The organism is Virgibacillus subterraneus (assembly GCF_900110695.1).
GTDB classification, from domain to species: Bacteria; Bacillota; Bacilli; order Bacillales; family Amphibacillaceae; genus Lentibacillus; species Lentibacillus subterraneus.
This window is the reverse complement of the sequence record NZ_FOEH01000001.1, coordinates 861,566-876,636: the sequence shown is the minus strand read 5'-3', so window position 1 is coordinate 876,636 and position 15,071 is coordinate 861,566. Positions and strand designations below refer to the sequence as shown.

Here is a 15,071-nt window from a genome sequence, read left to right as displayed (position 1 = left end):
GATACCCTTCCTTTTCGGTTGATATATCCAATTTCCGGTTGATAAACATATCCGATCGAAGTTCTATAGATTCTTAACCACCAAAAAATAACCCCGGTATTATCCGGGGCATCAAAAAACTATTTAAAATCAGTCACTGCTCCTTTTGAAGAACAAGAAACCGTATGAGCATATTTACCTAAGACACCTTTTTTATACATAGGTGGATCCGTCCATTCATCCCTGCGGCGCTGTAATTCATCTTCAGAAATCTCAAAAGAAATTTCCTTTTGCTCCGAATCAATCGTAACAAGATCATTTTCTTGTAAAAGCGCTACTGGACCGCCATCCTGTGCTTCTGGTGCAATATGACCTACTACAAGACCATGTGTACCACCGGAAAATCTGCCGTCAGTCAACAATGCCACTTTTTCACCAAGTCCCTTACCAACAAGCAAACTTGAGATTGACAGCATCTCAGGCATACCGGGGCCACCTTTTGGACCGACATAGCGGATGACTACCACATCACCCTCAGCAATCTTATTCTCACTAATTGCCGCCGAAGCCTCGTTCTCCGTATTAAACACACGTGCCGGACCAGTATGACGACTGACTTTCACACCGGAAACTTTCGCTACTGCGCCGCGTGGGGCTAAATTACCTTTCAGAACAATCAATGGACCATCCGCACGCTTAGGGTTATCAAATGGCATAATTACTTTCTGATCATCCTGCAATGGAGGTGCCTCAGCTAAATTCTCGGCAACTGTTTTTCCAGTTACCGTCAAACAATCCCCGTGCAAATACCCTTCTTCATAAAGAAGCTTCATGACTGCCTGCACACCACCTGCATTATGTAGATCCTGCATCACATATTTGCCACTTGGCTTCATATCAGCAAGGTGCGGTACTTTAAGTTGCATCCTGTTAAAGTCATCAATGGTCAGATCAACATCAATCGCATGGGCCATCGCCAGCAAATGAAGGACCGCATTTGTCGATCCGCCCAATGCCATCACTACCGTTATTGCATTCTCAAATGCTTTTTTAGTCATAATATCTTTTGGATAAATACCTTTTTCCAGTAAATGATACACAGCTTCACCTGCAGCAGCGCAATCAGCTGCTTTTTCCTTTGATTCAGCAGGATTCGACGAACTACCAGGCAAACTCATGCCCATTGCTTCCACAGCTGACGCCATCGTGTTCGCCGTATACATCCCACCACAGGCACCGGCACCAGGACATGCATTACATTCAATCGCTTTTAATTCCTGATCATCAATGTCACCGTTGCTGTGTTTACCAACTCCTTCAAACACCGACACAATATCAATATCTTTTCCACCGTGGGAACCAGGGGAAATTGTTCCGCCATATACGAAAACAGACGGTACCTCGCTATTAGCAATCCCAATCATACAACCGGGAATATTTTTATCACAGGCACCAATTGCCACAAGTCCATCTAAGCTTTCTGCACCAGTCACCGTTTCAATAGAATCTGCAATAAGATCCCGGCTTGGAAGTGAATAACGCATACCACTCGTACCCATGGAAATACCATCAGAAACAGTTATCGTGTTAAACATAAGTGGAACACCGCCAGCTTCTTTAGCACCTTTCTTGGAACTCATCGCCAAATCGTTCAGGTGGATGTTACAGGGCGTTACCTCACTCCACGTACTTGCAACACCAATCATTGGCTTTTTAAAATCATCATCCGTAACACCAACTGCACGAAGCATCGCACGGTTCGGTGCTCTCAAAAAACTATCACTGAAAACATTACTCTTTATCCGTAAGTCTTTTCCCATAACAAGCCCCACCTTTCTTTTGTAAAACTATTCTAATAATTTAATATAAAATTCTACCACTAACAGCTGAAAATGAAAAGGTATTTTTTAGAATAATGATGCAAAGATAGAGAGGAAGACTTAATATGAAAATGATAGAATAGTGCTAAATTGCTTAGAAAACTTGACATTCTTTAAAGAAATTTTTATAAAAGCGTATTTTGCTTTCTTAGGGCCCCTTATACTTGAAGTGTAAGGCCATTATGGCGAGTGAGTTAGTTCACCTAGGCAGTTGGAAAGTATTTCTTAACTGACTGCTATAAAGTAATACTGCTAGATATGCTATCCTACCTTTAATTTTGGTAACTTAAAATAATTTTGCATTAGCTGTTTTTTTCATAGATGACTTTAGCCGTAATCAAATCAAAAATACCTATACCAACAGACTTAAACAATAAAGTTTTGTCTGAAATATCGTTCGGCCTATGTCGTTCCTTAATCATTTTTTCTAATGACATTGTACTGCTTTCATTTGCTCCAAATTGTTTCGCTCGAATCATATCCCCCGACTCGTGGAATGCACTAGATGCATCAACATAAAACTCATCTACTGCTGATAGAAAAGAATCAGGAAGTTCCTGCATGGAAGTCTTAAAAGATCCAACTGCCACAACTAGTTTCCCCTTCCAAACCGATGGCTCCATATTAGGCAAGACCGGTGTTTTGGATGTTGTCGTAGTAATAACAATATCTGAATTTATGATTAGTTCGGCCAATCCAGCCTCCTGTACAGTTAAATCAGGGAACTCTTTTTCTGCTTTTGAAATGAAATCATTTAATTTTTTGCTACTGCGATTATAGACATATACTGTATCAATTGTTCGCACAGCGCATGCTGATTGCAAATGACTCCATCCTTGGGTACCCGTGCCAATAATTCCAATCGAGGAGGCATGCTGATCTGATAGATATTTCATCCCAAGTCCACCAAGTGCCCCAGTACGTAATGCAGTTATTGGCATTGCATCAAACGTCATAAGAGGTTCAAGTGTTTTACGATTATAAAGCACCATTAACCCATGTATCGTCGGCTTATCCAGCTTCGTATTGTTGGGTGCAACACCTACTAATTTTGTTGAATAGTAATCCCCATAAAATGCCGGCATTAATAACGCTGTGTTATCCTCATCATCAATATGCATACGATCAGGAGTTATCTCATTACTAGACTTATCCTGCAAGTAATAGTCTTCGATAGAACTTATTACTTCCCTCATCGATATCGCTTTGTTTATTTCTTTACTTGATAACATGCCATACGTCCTCCTTTATTTTCATAAAATTATGTATTTTACCTTAACATAATATGTAAACAACCATCCTATTTCAGCACAAAATACAGTAGTGTGCAATGTTCGAAACAGCTTGTGTCGAGGCCTGTAATATTATTAATTTTTTTCAGACGATAGATTAACGTGTTGCGATGGATAAATAAATCTTCAGCTGCTTTACTTATATTCATATTGTTATTGCAGTAAGTGATGAAATCATGTTTTAGCTGTGAAAATGCATCATCGTTTATAAGTGGTTTCAAGCGCTGAACAAGTATCTTTTGCATGTTTAAACCCAGCTGATGTGGAAGCATCTCAATTAATATATCCCAATCGAAATAAGAATAAATTTTTGGTGTGATCATGGATTCATGCGAGAATTTTATAAGCGAATCTGCTTCCCAATATGATTGAGCTACATGGTCCAGCGACGAGCAGATATTTCCCGAGGCAATAATTACATCACTGAGTTTATATACCTGAAACATTTCCAACAAATGAATGCTGCAATTCCTAAAGTCATTCATAAACTTCTGAAAATCTTCTTCACTATTAGTACACTTTAAAAATACAATTCTCTCAGTGTTTAAGAACGCACATATATCTTGTTGATTCCCGCTAAATGCGCGAACAATACAGTCCAGTATTGTTTTTTTCATGCGCTCTGGCGGGATATGTCCATGTTTATCTTGCATATTCTTCAATAAATAGTCACCGATATCTATTACAATACAAGTACGCTTCCAATTTGGTTCAATATGAAGCAACTCACAATAATGACTGATTTGTTCATGATTAATAGATTCATTTAATAGAATATACTGGACAAACGATTCCAATGTCATAGCTTCCAAATTCTCAATTTGAACATGGAGTGTTTCCTGCCACATCATCTCCACATATTTCTTCACCAGATACGCATAGGATTCAACTTCTTGCGGATTTCCAATAATACCAAGGACACCAACAGGCTTGTTTTCAAAATTAAGAGGAACAGCAACTCCTGGCAATACATTATCCATATGGATTGTTTTTTCTTCAGTAAATAAAATGACTTTATTAGCTTTGATAACCTCAATTGAGGGTGTATGTATCGTTCCAATTCGCAAAGGATTTGTATCTCCGATTATATAACCTTGTTCATCACTTACACTAATTGGAAATGGCAATATTTCTGAAACCGTTTTCACTGTATTTTGTGCAAATTGTACAAAGCCTTCCATCACAGTTTCCTCCCTCACATAACCTGTTCACTTTAATATTATCACAATATTTTAAATAATAATACACTTCACTTTCCACTACTAATTTTGTGTAAAGTGCCCATAGACTTTACTGTGAAAAATACGTTATAAATAAAATGTTAAGAATTATCTAACTATTAATCAGAGGTGATTTAATGCAAAAAACATCAGATATCATCATTATTGGTGGGAGTGTAATCGGTTCGAGTGTTGCTTATAACCTGCTAAATGATGGTTACACAGGCAAGATAACAGTTTTTGAAAAAGACCCTATATATGAATTTTCCTCAACGCCTAGAAGTGCTGGAGGCATCCGCCAGTTATTCACCACAGCAATCAACATTCAAATTAGTCGCTACAGTTTAGAACGATACAAAACATTTCCTGAAGACATGGCAATCAACGGTGAACAGGCTGAAATAGACTTTCAGCAACGAGGCTATTTATTCCTAGCTAAAAATGAAAACATGGATCAATTACAAAAGCAAGCGAACTTACAACGCGAATATGGTGTTCCATCTGAATTTTTGTCACCTGAGGAATTAGTAACCATTATTCCTGAATTAAACACAGATGATTTACAAGGAGGGTTGTATTGTGCAGAAGACGGATATCTTGATCCCTATTCGGTCATGCAAGGCTATGCCAAAAAGGCAAAACAGCTTGGGGCCTCTTATGTATATGAACCAGTTGAAACGATAATAAAAAACAATCAGGGTGTTACCGGTGTACAATTAGAAAATGGCGATACATATCACGCACCAATCGTTATAAATTGTGCCGGCCCTTGGGCACCAGCATTAAGTGAAACAATTAACTGTCCTGTGCCTGTTATTCCATTAAAAAGGCAGATTATCCAGTTTGACATTGCAGAACCTTTAACACATAAACTGCCTCTAACTGTTGACCCGACTGGGGTTTATTTTCGTCATGAAGGACAGAGTCTGATTGTAGGGTTCTCGGAAAAAGTCAAACCAGGAATCGACTTTAAATGGTCCCGCGAACTTTTCCTGGAGCAATTATGGCCTATTCTCGGACATCGGATTGATAATTTTCTATACGCAAAGGTCATCAGTGGCTGGGCAGGAATGTACAGCCATAATACAGAGGATCAAAATGCGATTATCGGTGAACATCCAGAAGTAAATGGTTATTATTTAGCCTGTGGGTTCAGTGGACATGGTATGCAGCAGGCGCCAGCTGTGGGTAAAGGTTTGTCCGAATTAATCCGTACAGGAAACTATCAAACACTTAATTTATCACCGCTCCGATTTGAACGTTTTGAAGAAAAAGATTTACTTATTGAAGGTGCAATAGTGTAATCTATATCGACTATAGAAGGAGGATGATTTAACGGTCTCAAGCTAAGATTTATGCACTAGTATTATGTAAGCGATTACAAAAAATGGAGGTTTTACGAATGAATATAATATTAATCGAATTTATTCTGTATTGCTTAGTAATATTGACTATTGGTTACTATTTCAGTAAAAAAAGTAAGACACATTCCGATTTTTTACTGGGTGGAAAAAAGTTACCTGGATGGGCACTTGCCTTTTCCGAACGTGCAACTGGTGAATCAGCATGGTTACTCTTAGGGTATACCGGTTTTGTATTTATGACAGGGTTATCAGGGGTTTGGGTAGCTGCCGGTATCGCAATTGGTATTTTATTTGCCTGGCTATTCCTAGCCAAGAAATTTATGAGGGAGACCAATAAATATAACGTCCTCACACTCCCAGATTACCTTGCAGCACGTTTTGGTGAAAAAGCCAATATTATTCGCTGGCTGACAAGTATCCTTATTGCGGGATTTCTAATGTTTTATGTAGGCGCACAAATGGCTGGTGCTGGCAAAATGCTCTTCACAACATTTGGTATGTCCCCCACAGCTGGCGTTATTCTAGCTACTATTATCATAATTATTATTGCATTTGCTGGCGGTTTTATATCAGTAGTTTGGACAGATATGATTCAAAGTATCATGATGTTAATCACCTTAGTTATTTTACCGATTGTCGCACTTATTTACATTAACACAAACGACTTATCAATCAGTCAATCACTTGCTGATGCAGGTAATTCGTACAATAATTGGTTTGGTGGTTTGACTGGATTTGCTCTTGGCGTATTATTCTTCAACAACTTCTCATGGTTCTTTGGATTTTTAGGGGGACAGCCACAGCTTAGCGCTCGTTTCATGGCCCTTAAAAATGATAAAGAAGCTAATCAAGGCAGTGTAGTTGCAATCATATGGACAGTTCTCGCTTACAGCGGGGCATTCCTAATCGGTATATGTGCAATTGCGATGTATAGTCAGGGATCTTTTGCCGATGTCGAAATCATTCTGCCTACTATGATTCTGGACTTAATGCCTCCTTGGATTGCCGGAATTCTACTTGCAGGAATCTTGGCTGCAATTATCACCACTGCTGATTCACAGCTAATGGTTGTTACAAGTTCTGTCAGTGAGGATATTATTCACAAAGCAATGGGTATCGATTTAACCGAGAAACAATTAATCTGGATCTCGCGTGCTTCTGTTGTATTTTTCGGATTAGTTGGAATGACAATTGCTCTCGTATCTGAATCGTTGCTTTATCTTGTTGTCAGCTGGGCCTGGGCAGGAGTCGGGTGTACACTGTCACCAGCTATTCTAATGACATTTTTCTGGAAACGTTACTCGGGTGCTGGTGTTATTGCTACTATCCTATCAGGCTTAATATCTACATTAATTTGGATTAGCACACCACTTGAAGAAATGATCACATCAAAGTTCTCTACCTTTTTCATAGCTCTATTTTTCGGTATCGTATTTAGCTTATTAATGCCAGATAAGGACGAGAAGATAGAGTTAGGTCCAACGGAAGAAGCATTGTAATGAATTTAGTAGGAGGAAGTGCCTTAGGTGCTTCCTCTTACTATAATAATCGAACCTCAAGTCAAGAAAGTGGCATAACAAGTAAAATTTTTTTTCCTGAAAGATGCCACTTTTTTTGTTTCACGTTCGATTGTAGTATAAATAGAACTACTTGATTAATTTAGTTATTCCGATCAGACAAAATTCGCTAAATACCGGCAAATCGCAGGCACCACGCATTTTAATCTGGAGCCATGTATTTGGTGTACTCCCAGGTGGTAATGTATGCATCGATACAACAAGTTCTTGCTGCAATTCTTCCAGTAAAATAACGGCCTGATTACCATCTTCAATTCGGTCCAATACTCCGGCTGCAATCAGTTCTGAATTGACGTCAGAATCCAGGTAAGTCAATGACAACAAATACAGTACCAACAGGTAATACTTCCAGACAATATTCATAAGTTGGCTCCTTGTTTAACTTTTTTCTATTATGACAAGATAGATCGCAATTAGCACATAACTATAATTGGAAAAGCGGAGCAGACATCTAAGGGAAAATTAAATTTTTTCCTTAGAAAAAATTTAATTTTCACGTACAAAACTCAGTTCAAAAATCAATTATGATCATTTTGTATATAGATTTCCCCTAATAGCTCTGATACGCTTAAAGATAAGCAATAGTTAGGCGATTGGGGAGACATTAAGATGACCAAAAAATATTTATTTATTCTAATTTTCGCTATTCTGGTAGCATGCGGCCAAAACACAGATCAAGGTTCAACTGATCAACAAAAGATCACAAACCATTCGGAATCAGTAAAAGAATCATTACAGGATAAGGAGAAACCGAAAGAGCAAGATTCAATCCAAAGCGAAACCGATGGAACTACCAAACCAATTTCAGATGATAAACCTGATAAAAAGAGCAATTCATTATCAGATCTGAAGGTTCACTACATCGATGTTGGACAAGCTGACGCTACCCTTTTTCAATATAAGAGTAATGGTGAGCAATCCACTATATTATTTGATACTGGAGATTGGCAAGGAAATGAGGTGGCTAACTACCTTTTAGCACAAGATGTTTCTTCTATCGATGTGCTCATTGTCAGTCATGCTGATGCTGATCACTCCGGGCAATTGGCAGATGTCATGAACACATTTGATGTTGGCGAAGTTTGGATGTCTGGAAATGAAAGTTCATCACAAACATTTCAACAAGGTATGAAAGCTGTTCTGGCAAGTGATGCTAACTACGATGAGCCAAGAACCGGAGACACGTTTGAAATTGGTACGATGGACATAACCGTTCTCCATCCTATCAGTATTTCTGGCAACACAAACGAAGAATCCATTTCCGCAAAATTCACATATGGCGACATGAGCTTCCTGTTCACTGGCGATGCTGATCGTGATAGCGAAATGGAAATGGTAAACAGCGGAAATAATGTTAATGCTGACATTGTGCAATTAGGACACCACGGATCCAACACATCCAGTAATCCAGCCTTTATTGATGCAGTAAGTCCTGAAATAGCCATTTACAGTGCAGGAGCAGATAACCAATATGGACACCCTCACGCCGAAGTGATTTCACTTATTCAAAACGCTGGGATCAAATTATATGGTACTGATGTTCATGGAACGATTGTTGTAACAACAGATGGAAAAGACTATACCATCCAAACAAAAGAAGATGGCACAATCAGCCCAAGTAACAGCGATTCCTTAGATAACTCATCCAATAATGATACAAATGATCAATCAACTAGCACGGAAAATAAGACAGCAACTAGGGACTGTATTAACATCAACAATGCATCATCTAATAAATTGCAGGAAATTATCCATATCGGTCCGGCACGTGCAGAGGATTTGATGAAATTACGTCCATATCAATCAGTAGATGATTTAACAGATGTTAGTGGAATTGGTCCATCGCGGATAGCCGATATCAAAAGCCAAGGCTTAGCATGTACAGGAGGATAAAACATGAGAGGAATACTAGATCGATTTGAAGACAATAACAAAGCCGTCATCCTCATTGAGGAAACCAAGGAAGAAGTAGTCATTCCGGTTGATGAATTACCTGATGGCAGCAGCGAAAATACGTACTTCAACATGGAAAAAATAGACGATAAGTACCAGATTGTTTCGATTGATGAAGCAACCACCCAAAAGGAAGCTGAAGAAACATCTGATTTAATGGCAAAATTACGTGCAAAAAGTAAAGGGAGTAAGTTTAAGAAGAAGTAATAATAAGAAAAGCCGAAATCCTATATGGACTCCGGCTTTAAGTTTAATTATCGATAAAAATTGACAAAAATCGGGAAGTGACAGGCACCACTACAATTCTTCTTTAATATCATAATTAGGCAATACCAGCACTTCTACTCGTCTGTTTTTTGCCCGATTTTGATCATTGGTGTTCGGTACTAGTGGTTTATGTTCACCAAACCCCTTTGCACTGAATGTTCTTGGGTCAAGTTTGTCATTCTCTAGTATTAAACGCATGAAGTTAACCGCTCGCATGACACTTAAATCCCAATTCGATGAGAATTTACTAGTACGAATTGGCCGTTCATCTGTATGTCCACTGACTACTATTTGATGTGGTGGATCCGTGTACAAAAAGGTTGATATAGCACTTGCAATTTTCCTGCCTTCTCCCCTCACCACCGCGCTTCCAGAATCAAATGTTACATCATTGATAATAGTAACTAATAATCCTTCTCCAGTTAACTTTGTTCCTAACTTTTCGGCAAGATTGTTTTCAGTTATATATTCATTTATTCTCTTCTGCAGCAATTCCAATCTATTTAACTCTTGTTCACTGTCACTTAACTTTTCTTCTTTTTCCTCTTCCTCAGGTTTTTCAGTCTCCTCTTCATCTTCTTCCACATCCTGAGGCATCTCTACTGTGCTATTACTTTCTTCTAGTATCCCATCGCCCCCGGAAAACTCACTATTAAACACGCGAGAGAGCTCCTCATATTTTTTTGCATCTAGCTCACTCATCGCAAATAAAACTATGAATAATGCCAGGAGCAGCGTTAATAAATCCGCATAAGGAAGCAACCAGGATTCACTCATATGAGTTTCATCATTCTTTTTCTTTCTGCGCATCTGATCCCTCCTGGTCTAACTTCGATAACTCTTTTGGAGATAAATATGAACTTAATTTATCCCGAATCAGCTGTGGGGATTCACCATTTGTTATGGATAAGACACCTTCAATTATGATTTGTTTCATCAGCACCTCTTTTTTTGATTTCTCTTTAAGTTTGTTTGCAAAAGGGTGCCACAATACATAACCAGAAAATATACCAAACAGAGTTGCGATAAAAGCTGAAGAGATAGCATGTCCTAAAGCCTCCATATCATTCATATCACCTAAAGCAGCAATTAAACCGACAACCGCCCCCAACACACCAAGCGTCGGAGCGTATGTACCAGCCTGTGAAAAGACGGAAACACCTTTCTGATGTCTCTCTTCCATAGCATCAATTTTTTCTAACATAAGCTCTCTAATAAACTCCGTTGATTGCCCATCAACAGCCAACTGGATGCCTGACGACAAAAAACTGTCATCCACCTGTTCTATTTTAGACTCAAGCGATAGTATTCCTTCTTTCCGAGTAAGCTCTGCCCATTCAGTAAATCTATCAACAGTTTGTTTTACATCGTTCTGCTTATCTTCCTTAAATAGTATTATAAATAGTCTCGGTACCTTTTTAATCGTTTCCATTGGAAAAGCAATACACACAGACGCAGCTGTTCCGAAAAATATAATAATAAAAGCAGCAGGATTAACTAACGCTGCGGGATTAACACCTTTAAGTGTCATACCTATCCCAATAGCTAAAAATCCGATAAAAATGCCAATAATTGATGTCTTATCCATCATTATGTACCTCCTTGAAGATAGGGAATAACTGAGAATTCCCGATTTTCCTATAATTAAAAATAGCCTACCAAAAATGATAGACTTTAATTAGCTTAACTACTAATCTTTTCATCCTTTTTCGGTAACCCGGCGATCATAGTCATAAAACCTTAGACCCGTGGCTCTGCGTCCTTACCTTTCAATAAGTTTGCCGTTATCGCAGGTTATTCAACTTTTTTCTCATCAATCAACCCTTATTTTTATTTAGAAGTTTCATACTAACTATATCGTTCAAAATTCCGGAAAGTTGAATATCAAAAGGGAAGAAAAAATATTTCGAAAAATTTAACATGTGTTGTGGCCAGTATGATTGCGCCTTCTGATACTCTAAAATCATCTGATACCTTGAAAAAAATAAAGAAAATGCTTATAATAAAGTCTGACTCAACGGGGCATTAGCTCAGCTGGGAGAGCATCGTGCTGGCAGCGCGAGGGTCAGCGGTTCGAGCCCGCTATGCTCCATCCAACTTAAGTCTTGTGGTATCAAGGGGTAAATAGAAATATCCACTTACATCATGTAAGTGGTTTTTTTGCGTTGTGTGCGAAAAAACCAAAGGTACAAACTATAAAATATATAAATGAAATTTTTATATTATTCTTTACTAATACTTTACTTTGAACCTTTTTTATTAATTTTGAACTGATATAATAAAGACTAACTATTATTATGGAGGGGTGTTTTTTGAGGTATAAACTATTAATAAATATTATATTTTTTATTGTATTAATGGGATTGGTGAGTCAACCTATCTTTACATCTGCTGAAGAGGTGGAAGCATCTAGAGCAGTGTCTATGGATGGAACTCTTCAAGTATATGTCGATAAAGATGTTGAATCAGAAGTATTAATAGAATATGAACTGGGTACTATTATCAATTACCAGAAAGATGAAAATGACGGTAATTGGTTAAATGTAGAAGTAATTATTGGCGAGGAAACAAAGAAAGGATATGTACATAAAGATGACGTTACATTGGTCGAACCCGAAACACAAGATCTTCAGGGTGTAGTAATTCCTGATGTCATGAACGTTTATCAAAAGCCAGTTGAGAATTCTATTGTAATGAAATCTATTGAAAAAGGTACATTAGTATCTTATCAAACATTCATTAATGGTTGGTACGAGATAACATTAAATGCTGATGGGAAAGAAACAACAGGTTACATAATCGCAGAAGAAGTAGAAGAGCCACTGAACAATCCAAGCTCTTTCTCTGGAATTGCTTTAAATGATAAAACGCATGTTTACTCCAAAGCTTCTAAGGACTCTGTGTCGCTGAAGAGTTATCCAAAAGGAAAACTTTTATATTATCAAGCTTTTATTAGTGGTTGGTATAAAGCTATTGTGTACGTGGATGGTCAACCGCATACAGGCTACATATCTCATGATGATGTGGAAGAACCTGTTCAGAACCAGCAAAGTTTGTCAGGAATAGCTTCAAACAGTCAGACTAATATCTATTCCTTTGCAAGCAAGAATAGTGAAATACTAAAAAGTTATCCAAAAGGTGACATATTATATTATAAGACATTTCTGAGTAATTGGTATGAGGCATTAGTATATGTAAATGGTGAGGCTAGAATAGGATACATTCATTTGAATGATGTACAAGAGCCTACCAATAATCCTGTCTCTTTATCAGGTGTTGCGCAAAAAAATAAAACATACATATATTCTAATGCAAATAAAAATTCAAAAATAATAAAAAACTATCCGCAAGGTAAAACATTATATTATAAAACGTTCATTGATGGATGGTACGAAGCTTTAGTATATATAAATGAAGAAGCAAAAACAGGTTATATATCCGCTTCTGATGTGGAGGAACCTGTTGGAGACCAAAAAAGTCTAAAAGGTGTCTCGATAAACTCTACTACTAATGTATATAAGCGACCTAGTAGACATAGTTCATCCTTGAAGTCGTATGAGGCTGGACAAATACTATATTATAAAACGTATTTAGAAGATTGGTATGAAGCACTGGTTTATGTGAATGGGGATAAACGCACGGGGTACATTCATGTCAATGATGTGGAGTCACCTGTTAAGAACCAAAAAAGCTCATCAGGATACGCTGTAAAGAAAACTCATGTGCATTCTAACCCTAGTAAAAATAGTAGCTCGTTGAAATCCTACGATGAAGGAAGTTTGCTTTACTATAAAACATTTTTAAGTAAATGGTATGAAGCAATTATATATAAAAACGGGGTAAAATATACCGGTTATATCCATAAAGGTGATATTGAAGAGCCTGTGAAAAATCAAGAGAATTTATCAGGTTATGCATTAAACAAAACGCTAATTTATTCAAGTCCAAGCAGGACTAGTAAGTCATTGAAATCTTATCAAGAAGGTAGCTTATTGTACTATAAAACATTCTTGAATAATTGGTATGAAGCATTAATTTATAAAAATGGAGAAAAGCATATCGGTTATATTCACCAAAAAGATGTTGAGACGCCTGTAGATAATCATGAGAGTATGAGAGGTTATGCATACCATTCCAAAATAAACGTTTATTCAGCTCCTAGTAAGAAGCGGGACGTATTAAAATCTTATAATGAAGGAAAACTATTATACTATAAAACTTTTATGGAAGATTGGTATAAAGCCTTGATATATGTGAATGGAGAAGCACAAGCTGGTTACATTCACAAAAACGACGTATTAGATGAAAATGCTAGTCGGAATACCTTAGATGGGATAGCAGTAAGAGATAAGACATTTGTTTACAATAAGACTTCAAGAAAATCAAAGAAACTGAAGGGATATAGCTTTGGTTCGAAATTGATTTTCAAATCCTTTACATCAAATTGGTATGAAGCAATCATTTTTATAGATGGAAAAACACATACTGGTTATATTCATAAGAATGATGTGGTAGATGAGATGGATGATATTGGACCGATTGTCAATCCTAAGACTGTCTATTCCTACAATCAAATGGTTAGTGACATTACCAAGCTAAAGAACGCCTATCCAGGAATCATTCGTACTAATGTCATCGGTAAATCAGTGGAAGGACGGGATATACCATTAGTGAAAGTAGGGAATGGGGATAAAAAGATTACAATCAATTCATCCCACCATGCTCGTGAATGGATTACAACAAATTTGGTTATGCATCAAATTGATGAGTATAGTAGAGCTTTTGTGAACGGGACAAAAATTGATGGCTATAATGTTCGCAAATTGCTGAATCAAGTGACAATCTACTATGTACCTATGGTAAATCCCGACGGAGTGACCTTGAATCAATTTGGGGCGGATGGTTTCAATAATAGATCTCAATTAATTAGATTGAATAATGGAAGTACAAACTTTACTGCGTGGAAGGCCAATTCAAGGGGAGTAGACTTGAATAGACAATATCCCGCTAAATGGGAAAATATCAGATACGTCGCTTCTAGCCCAGGACCATACAATTATAAGGGAACAGCACCACTTACCGAGCCGGAAGTACAAGCTCTTTACAATTTCACCAAAAAACATAATTTTGAATCACACGTAGCTTATCATTCTTCTGGTGAAATCTTATATTGGGCTTTCAACTCAACTGGAAAATTAAGAGAAGAACATCGGAAAATTGCGGAAAAAGTGAGTAATAAAACTGGTTATAGTCTTTACCATCCTACCAATCCAAGTGGTGGGGGGTATACTGATTGGGTAATTGAATCATTGAAAAAAACTGGTTTGACACCTGAACTCTCACCGCCTGTTGGGAACCAACCTGTACCTTTAAGTTATTATGATCGAATATGGAGACAAAATAACTCTATTGGTTTATTGCTAGCAAAAGAGGCTCTTAAATAGGTTGAACGCATATAATCCTACCAAGTGTACTTGGTAGGATTATTCTTTTTGCAGTTAATTACGTCATTCTATTGTTAACTCCAGTGACCAGCATT

General features: G+C 37.5%; 11 protein-coding genes, 1 tRNA gene and 1 riboswitch. Of the genes, 6 read left to right on the top strand and 6 right to left on the bottom strand.

Translation table 11 applies throughout. The annotated features are described in order from the left end of the window. Positions 1 to 119 precede the first annotated feature (119 nt). The 3 genes from ilvD to BMY13_RS04085 all read right to left on the bottom strand — a co-directional run bounded on the left by ilvD (position 120) and on the right by BMY13_RS04085 (position 4,332). On the bottom strand, positions 120 to 1,799 hold the full coding sequence (ilvD, locus tag BMY13_RS04095) for a dihydroxy-acid dehydratase (RefSeq protein ID WP_092502755.1): 1,680 nt from the start codon (positions 1,797 to 1,799) through the stop codon (positions 120 to 122). A gap of 362 nt (positions 1,800 to 2,161) precedes the next feature. Then, on the bottom strand, positions 2,162 to 3,091 hold the full coding sequence (locus BMY13_RS04090) for an ornithine cyclodeaminase family protein (RefSeq protein ID WP_092502753.1): 930 nt from the start codon (positions 3,089 to 3,091) through the stop codon (positions 2,162 to 2,164). A gap of 68 nt (positions 3,092 to 3,159) precedes the next feature. Next, positions 3,160 to 4,332 carry a CdaR family transcriptional regulator gene (locus BMY13_RS04085; RefSeq protein ID WP_092502751.1) on the bottom strand — a complete coding sequence of 391 codons (1,173 nt, stop codon included), beginning with the start codon at positions 4,330 to 4,332 and terminating at the stop codon, positions 3,160 to 3,162. Positions 4,333 to 4,508: 176 nt separating this feature from the next. Here BMY13_RS04085 and BMY13_RS04080 point away from each other — a divergent pair, with 176 nt between their 5' ends. Both BMY13_RS04080 and BMY13_RS04075 read left to right on the top strand, forming a co-directional pair. Next, the gene (locus BMY13_RS04080) at positions 4,509 to 5,675 is read left to right on the top strand and encodes an NAD(P)/FAD-dependent oxidoreductase (protein ID WP_092502749.1); all 1,167 of its coding nucleotides are present in this window, start codon (positions 4,509 to 4,511) and stop codon (positions 5,673 to 5,675) included. A gap of 98 nt (positions 5,676 to 5,773) precedes the next feature. Then, entirely contained in the window at positions 5,774 to 7,234 is a 1,461-nt protein-coding gene (locus BMY13_RS04075) for a sodium/proline symporter (RefSeq protein ID WP_092502747.1), read from the top strand. 147 nt (positions 7,235 to 7,381) lie between these two features. Here BMY13_RS04075 and BMY13_RS04070 read toward each other — a convergent pair whose 3' ends face one another. Further along, positions 7,382 to 7,675, bottom strand: coding sequence for a DUF3006 family protein (locus tag BMY13_RS04070; protein ID WP_092502745.1), 294 nt, complete (start codon positions 7,673 to 7,675; stop codon positions 7,382 to 7,384). 246 nt (positions 7,676 to 7,921) lie between these two features. On the opposite strand from BMY13_RS04070, the gene BMY13_RS04065 reads away from it, so the two are divergent. Continuing rightward, positions 7,922 to 9,205 (top strand): MBL fold metallo-hydrolase, encoded by a 1,284-nt coding sequence (locus BMY13_RS04065; protein WP_092502742.1) that lies wholly within the window; start codon positions 7,922 to 7,924, stop codon positions 9,203 to 9,205. Positions 9,206 to 9,208: 3 nt separating this feature from the next. Further along, complete coding sequence (locus BMY13_RS04060) at positions 9,209 to 9,472, top strand: DUF3006 domain-containing protein (protein ID WP_092502740.1); 264 nt, start codon at positions 9,209 to 9,211, stop codon at positions 9,470 to 9,472. A 90-nt stretch (positions 9,473 to 9,562) separates the two neighbouring features. Here BMY13_RS04060 and motB read toward each other — a convergent pair whose 3' ends face one another. Together motB and motA are read right to left on the bottom strand one after the other, a co-directional pair. Further along, a complete protein-coding gene (motB, locus tag BMY13_RS04055) occupies positions 9,563 to 10,342 on the bottom strand; it encodes a flagellar motor protein MotB (RefSeq protein WP_092491739.1) in 780 nt (259 codons plus the stop codon). After that, entirely contained in the window at positions 10,320 to 11,120 is an 801-nt protein-coding gene (motA, locus tag BMY13_RS04050; RefSeq protein WP_092492230.1) for a flagellar motor stator protein MotA, read from the bottom strand. Before motA ends, motB begins: the two co-directional genes overlap by 23 nt. A 120-nt stretch (positions 11,121 to 11,240) precedes the next feature. Further along, a riboswitch (cyclic di-GMP riboswitch) is annotated at positions 11,241 to 11,325 on the bottom strand. Between the two features lie 226 nt (positions 11,326 to 11,551). Between motA and BMY13_RS04045 the strand changes: the two genes are divergently transcribed. Continuing rightward, positions 11,552 to 11,624, top strand: a tRNA-Ala gene (locus tag BMY13_RS04045). Between the two features lie 220 nt (positions 11,625 to 11,844). Beyond that, positions 11,845 to 14,976: a M14 family metallocarboxypeptidase gene (locus tag BMY13_RS04040; protein ID WP_175476705.1), complete on the top strand. Its 3,132-nt coding sequence runs from the start codon at positions 11,845 to 11,847 to the stop codon at positions 14,974 to 14,976. Positions 14,977 to 15,071: the final 95 nt, after the last annotated feature.

Coding starts and splice junctions, on each gene's coding strand:
- ilvD (WP_092502755.1), bottom strand. CDS start 1,799: ATGGGAAAAGACTTACGGATAAAGAGTAATGTTTTCAGTGATAGTTTT.
- BMY13_RS04090 (WP_092502753.1), bottom strand. CDS start 3,091: ATGTTATCAAGTAAAGAAATAAACAAAGCGATATCGATGAGGGAAGTA.
- BMY13_RS04085 (WP_092502751.1), bottom strand. CDS start 4,332: ATGGAAGGCTTTGTACAATTTGCACAAAATACAGTGAAAACGGTTTCA.
- BMY13_RS04080 (WP_092502749.1), top strand. CDS start 4,509: ATGCAAAAAACATCAGATATCATCATTATTGGTGGGAGTGTAATCGGT.
- BMY13_RS04075 (WP_092502747.1), top strand. CDS start 5,774: ATGAATATAATATTAATCGAATTTATTCTGTATTGCTTAGTAATATTG.
- BMY13_RS04070 (WP_092502745.1), bottom strand. CDS start 7,675: ATGAATATTGTCTGGAAGTATTACCTGTTGGTACTGTATTTGTTGTCA.
- BMY13_RS04065 (WP_092502742.1), top strand. CDS start 7,922: ATGACCAAAAAATATTTATTTATTCTAATTTTCGCTATTCTGGTAGCA.
- BMY13_RS04060 (WP_092502740.1), top strand. CDS start 9,209: ATGAGAGGAATACTAGATCGATTTGAAGACAATAACAAAGCCGTCATC.
- motB (WP_092491739.1), bottom strand. CDS start 10,342: ATGCGCAGAAAGAAAAAGAATGATGAAACTCATATGAGTGAATCCTGG.
- motA (WP_092492230.1), bottom strand. CDS start 11,120: ATGGATAAGACATCAATTATTGGCATTTTTATCGGATTTTTAGCTATT.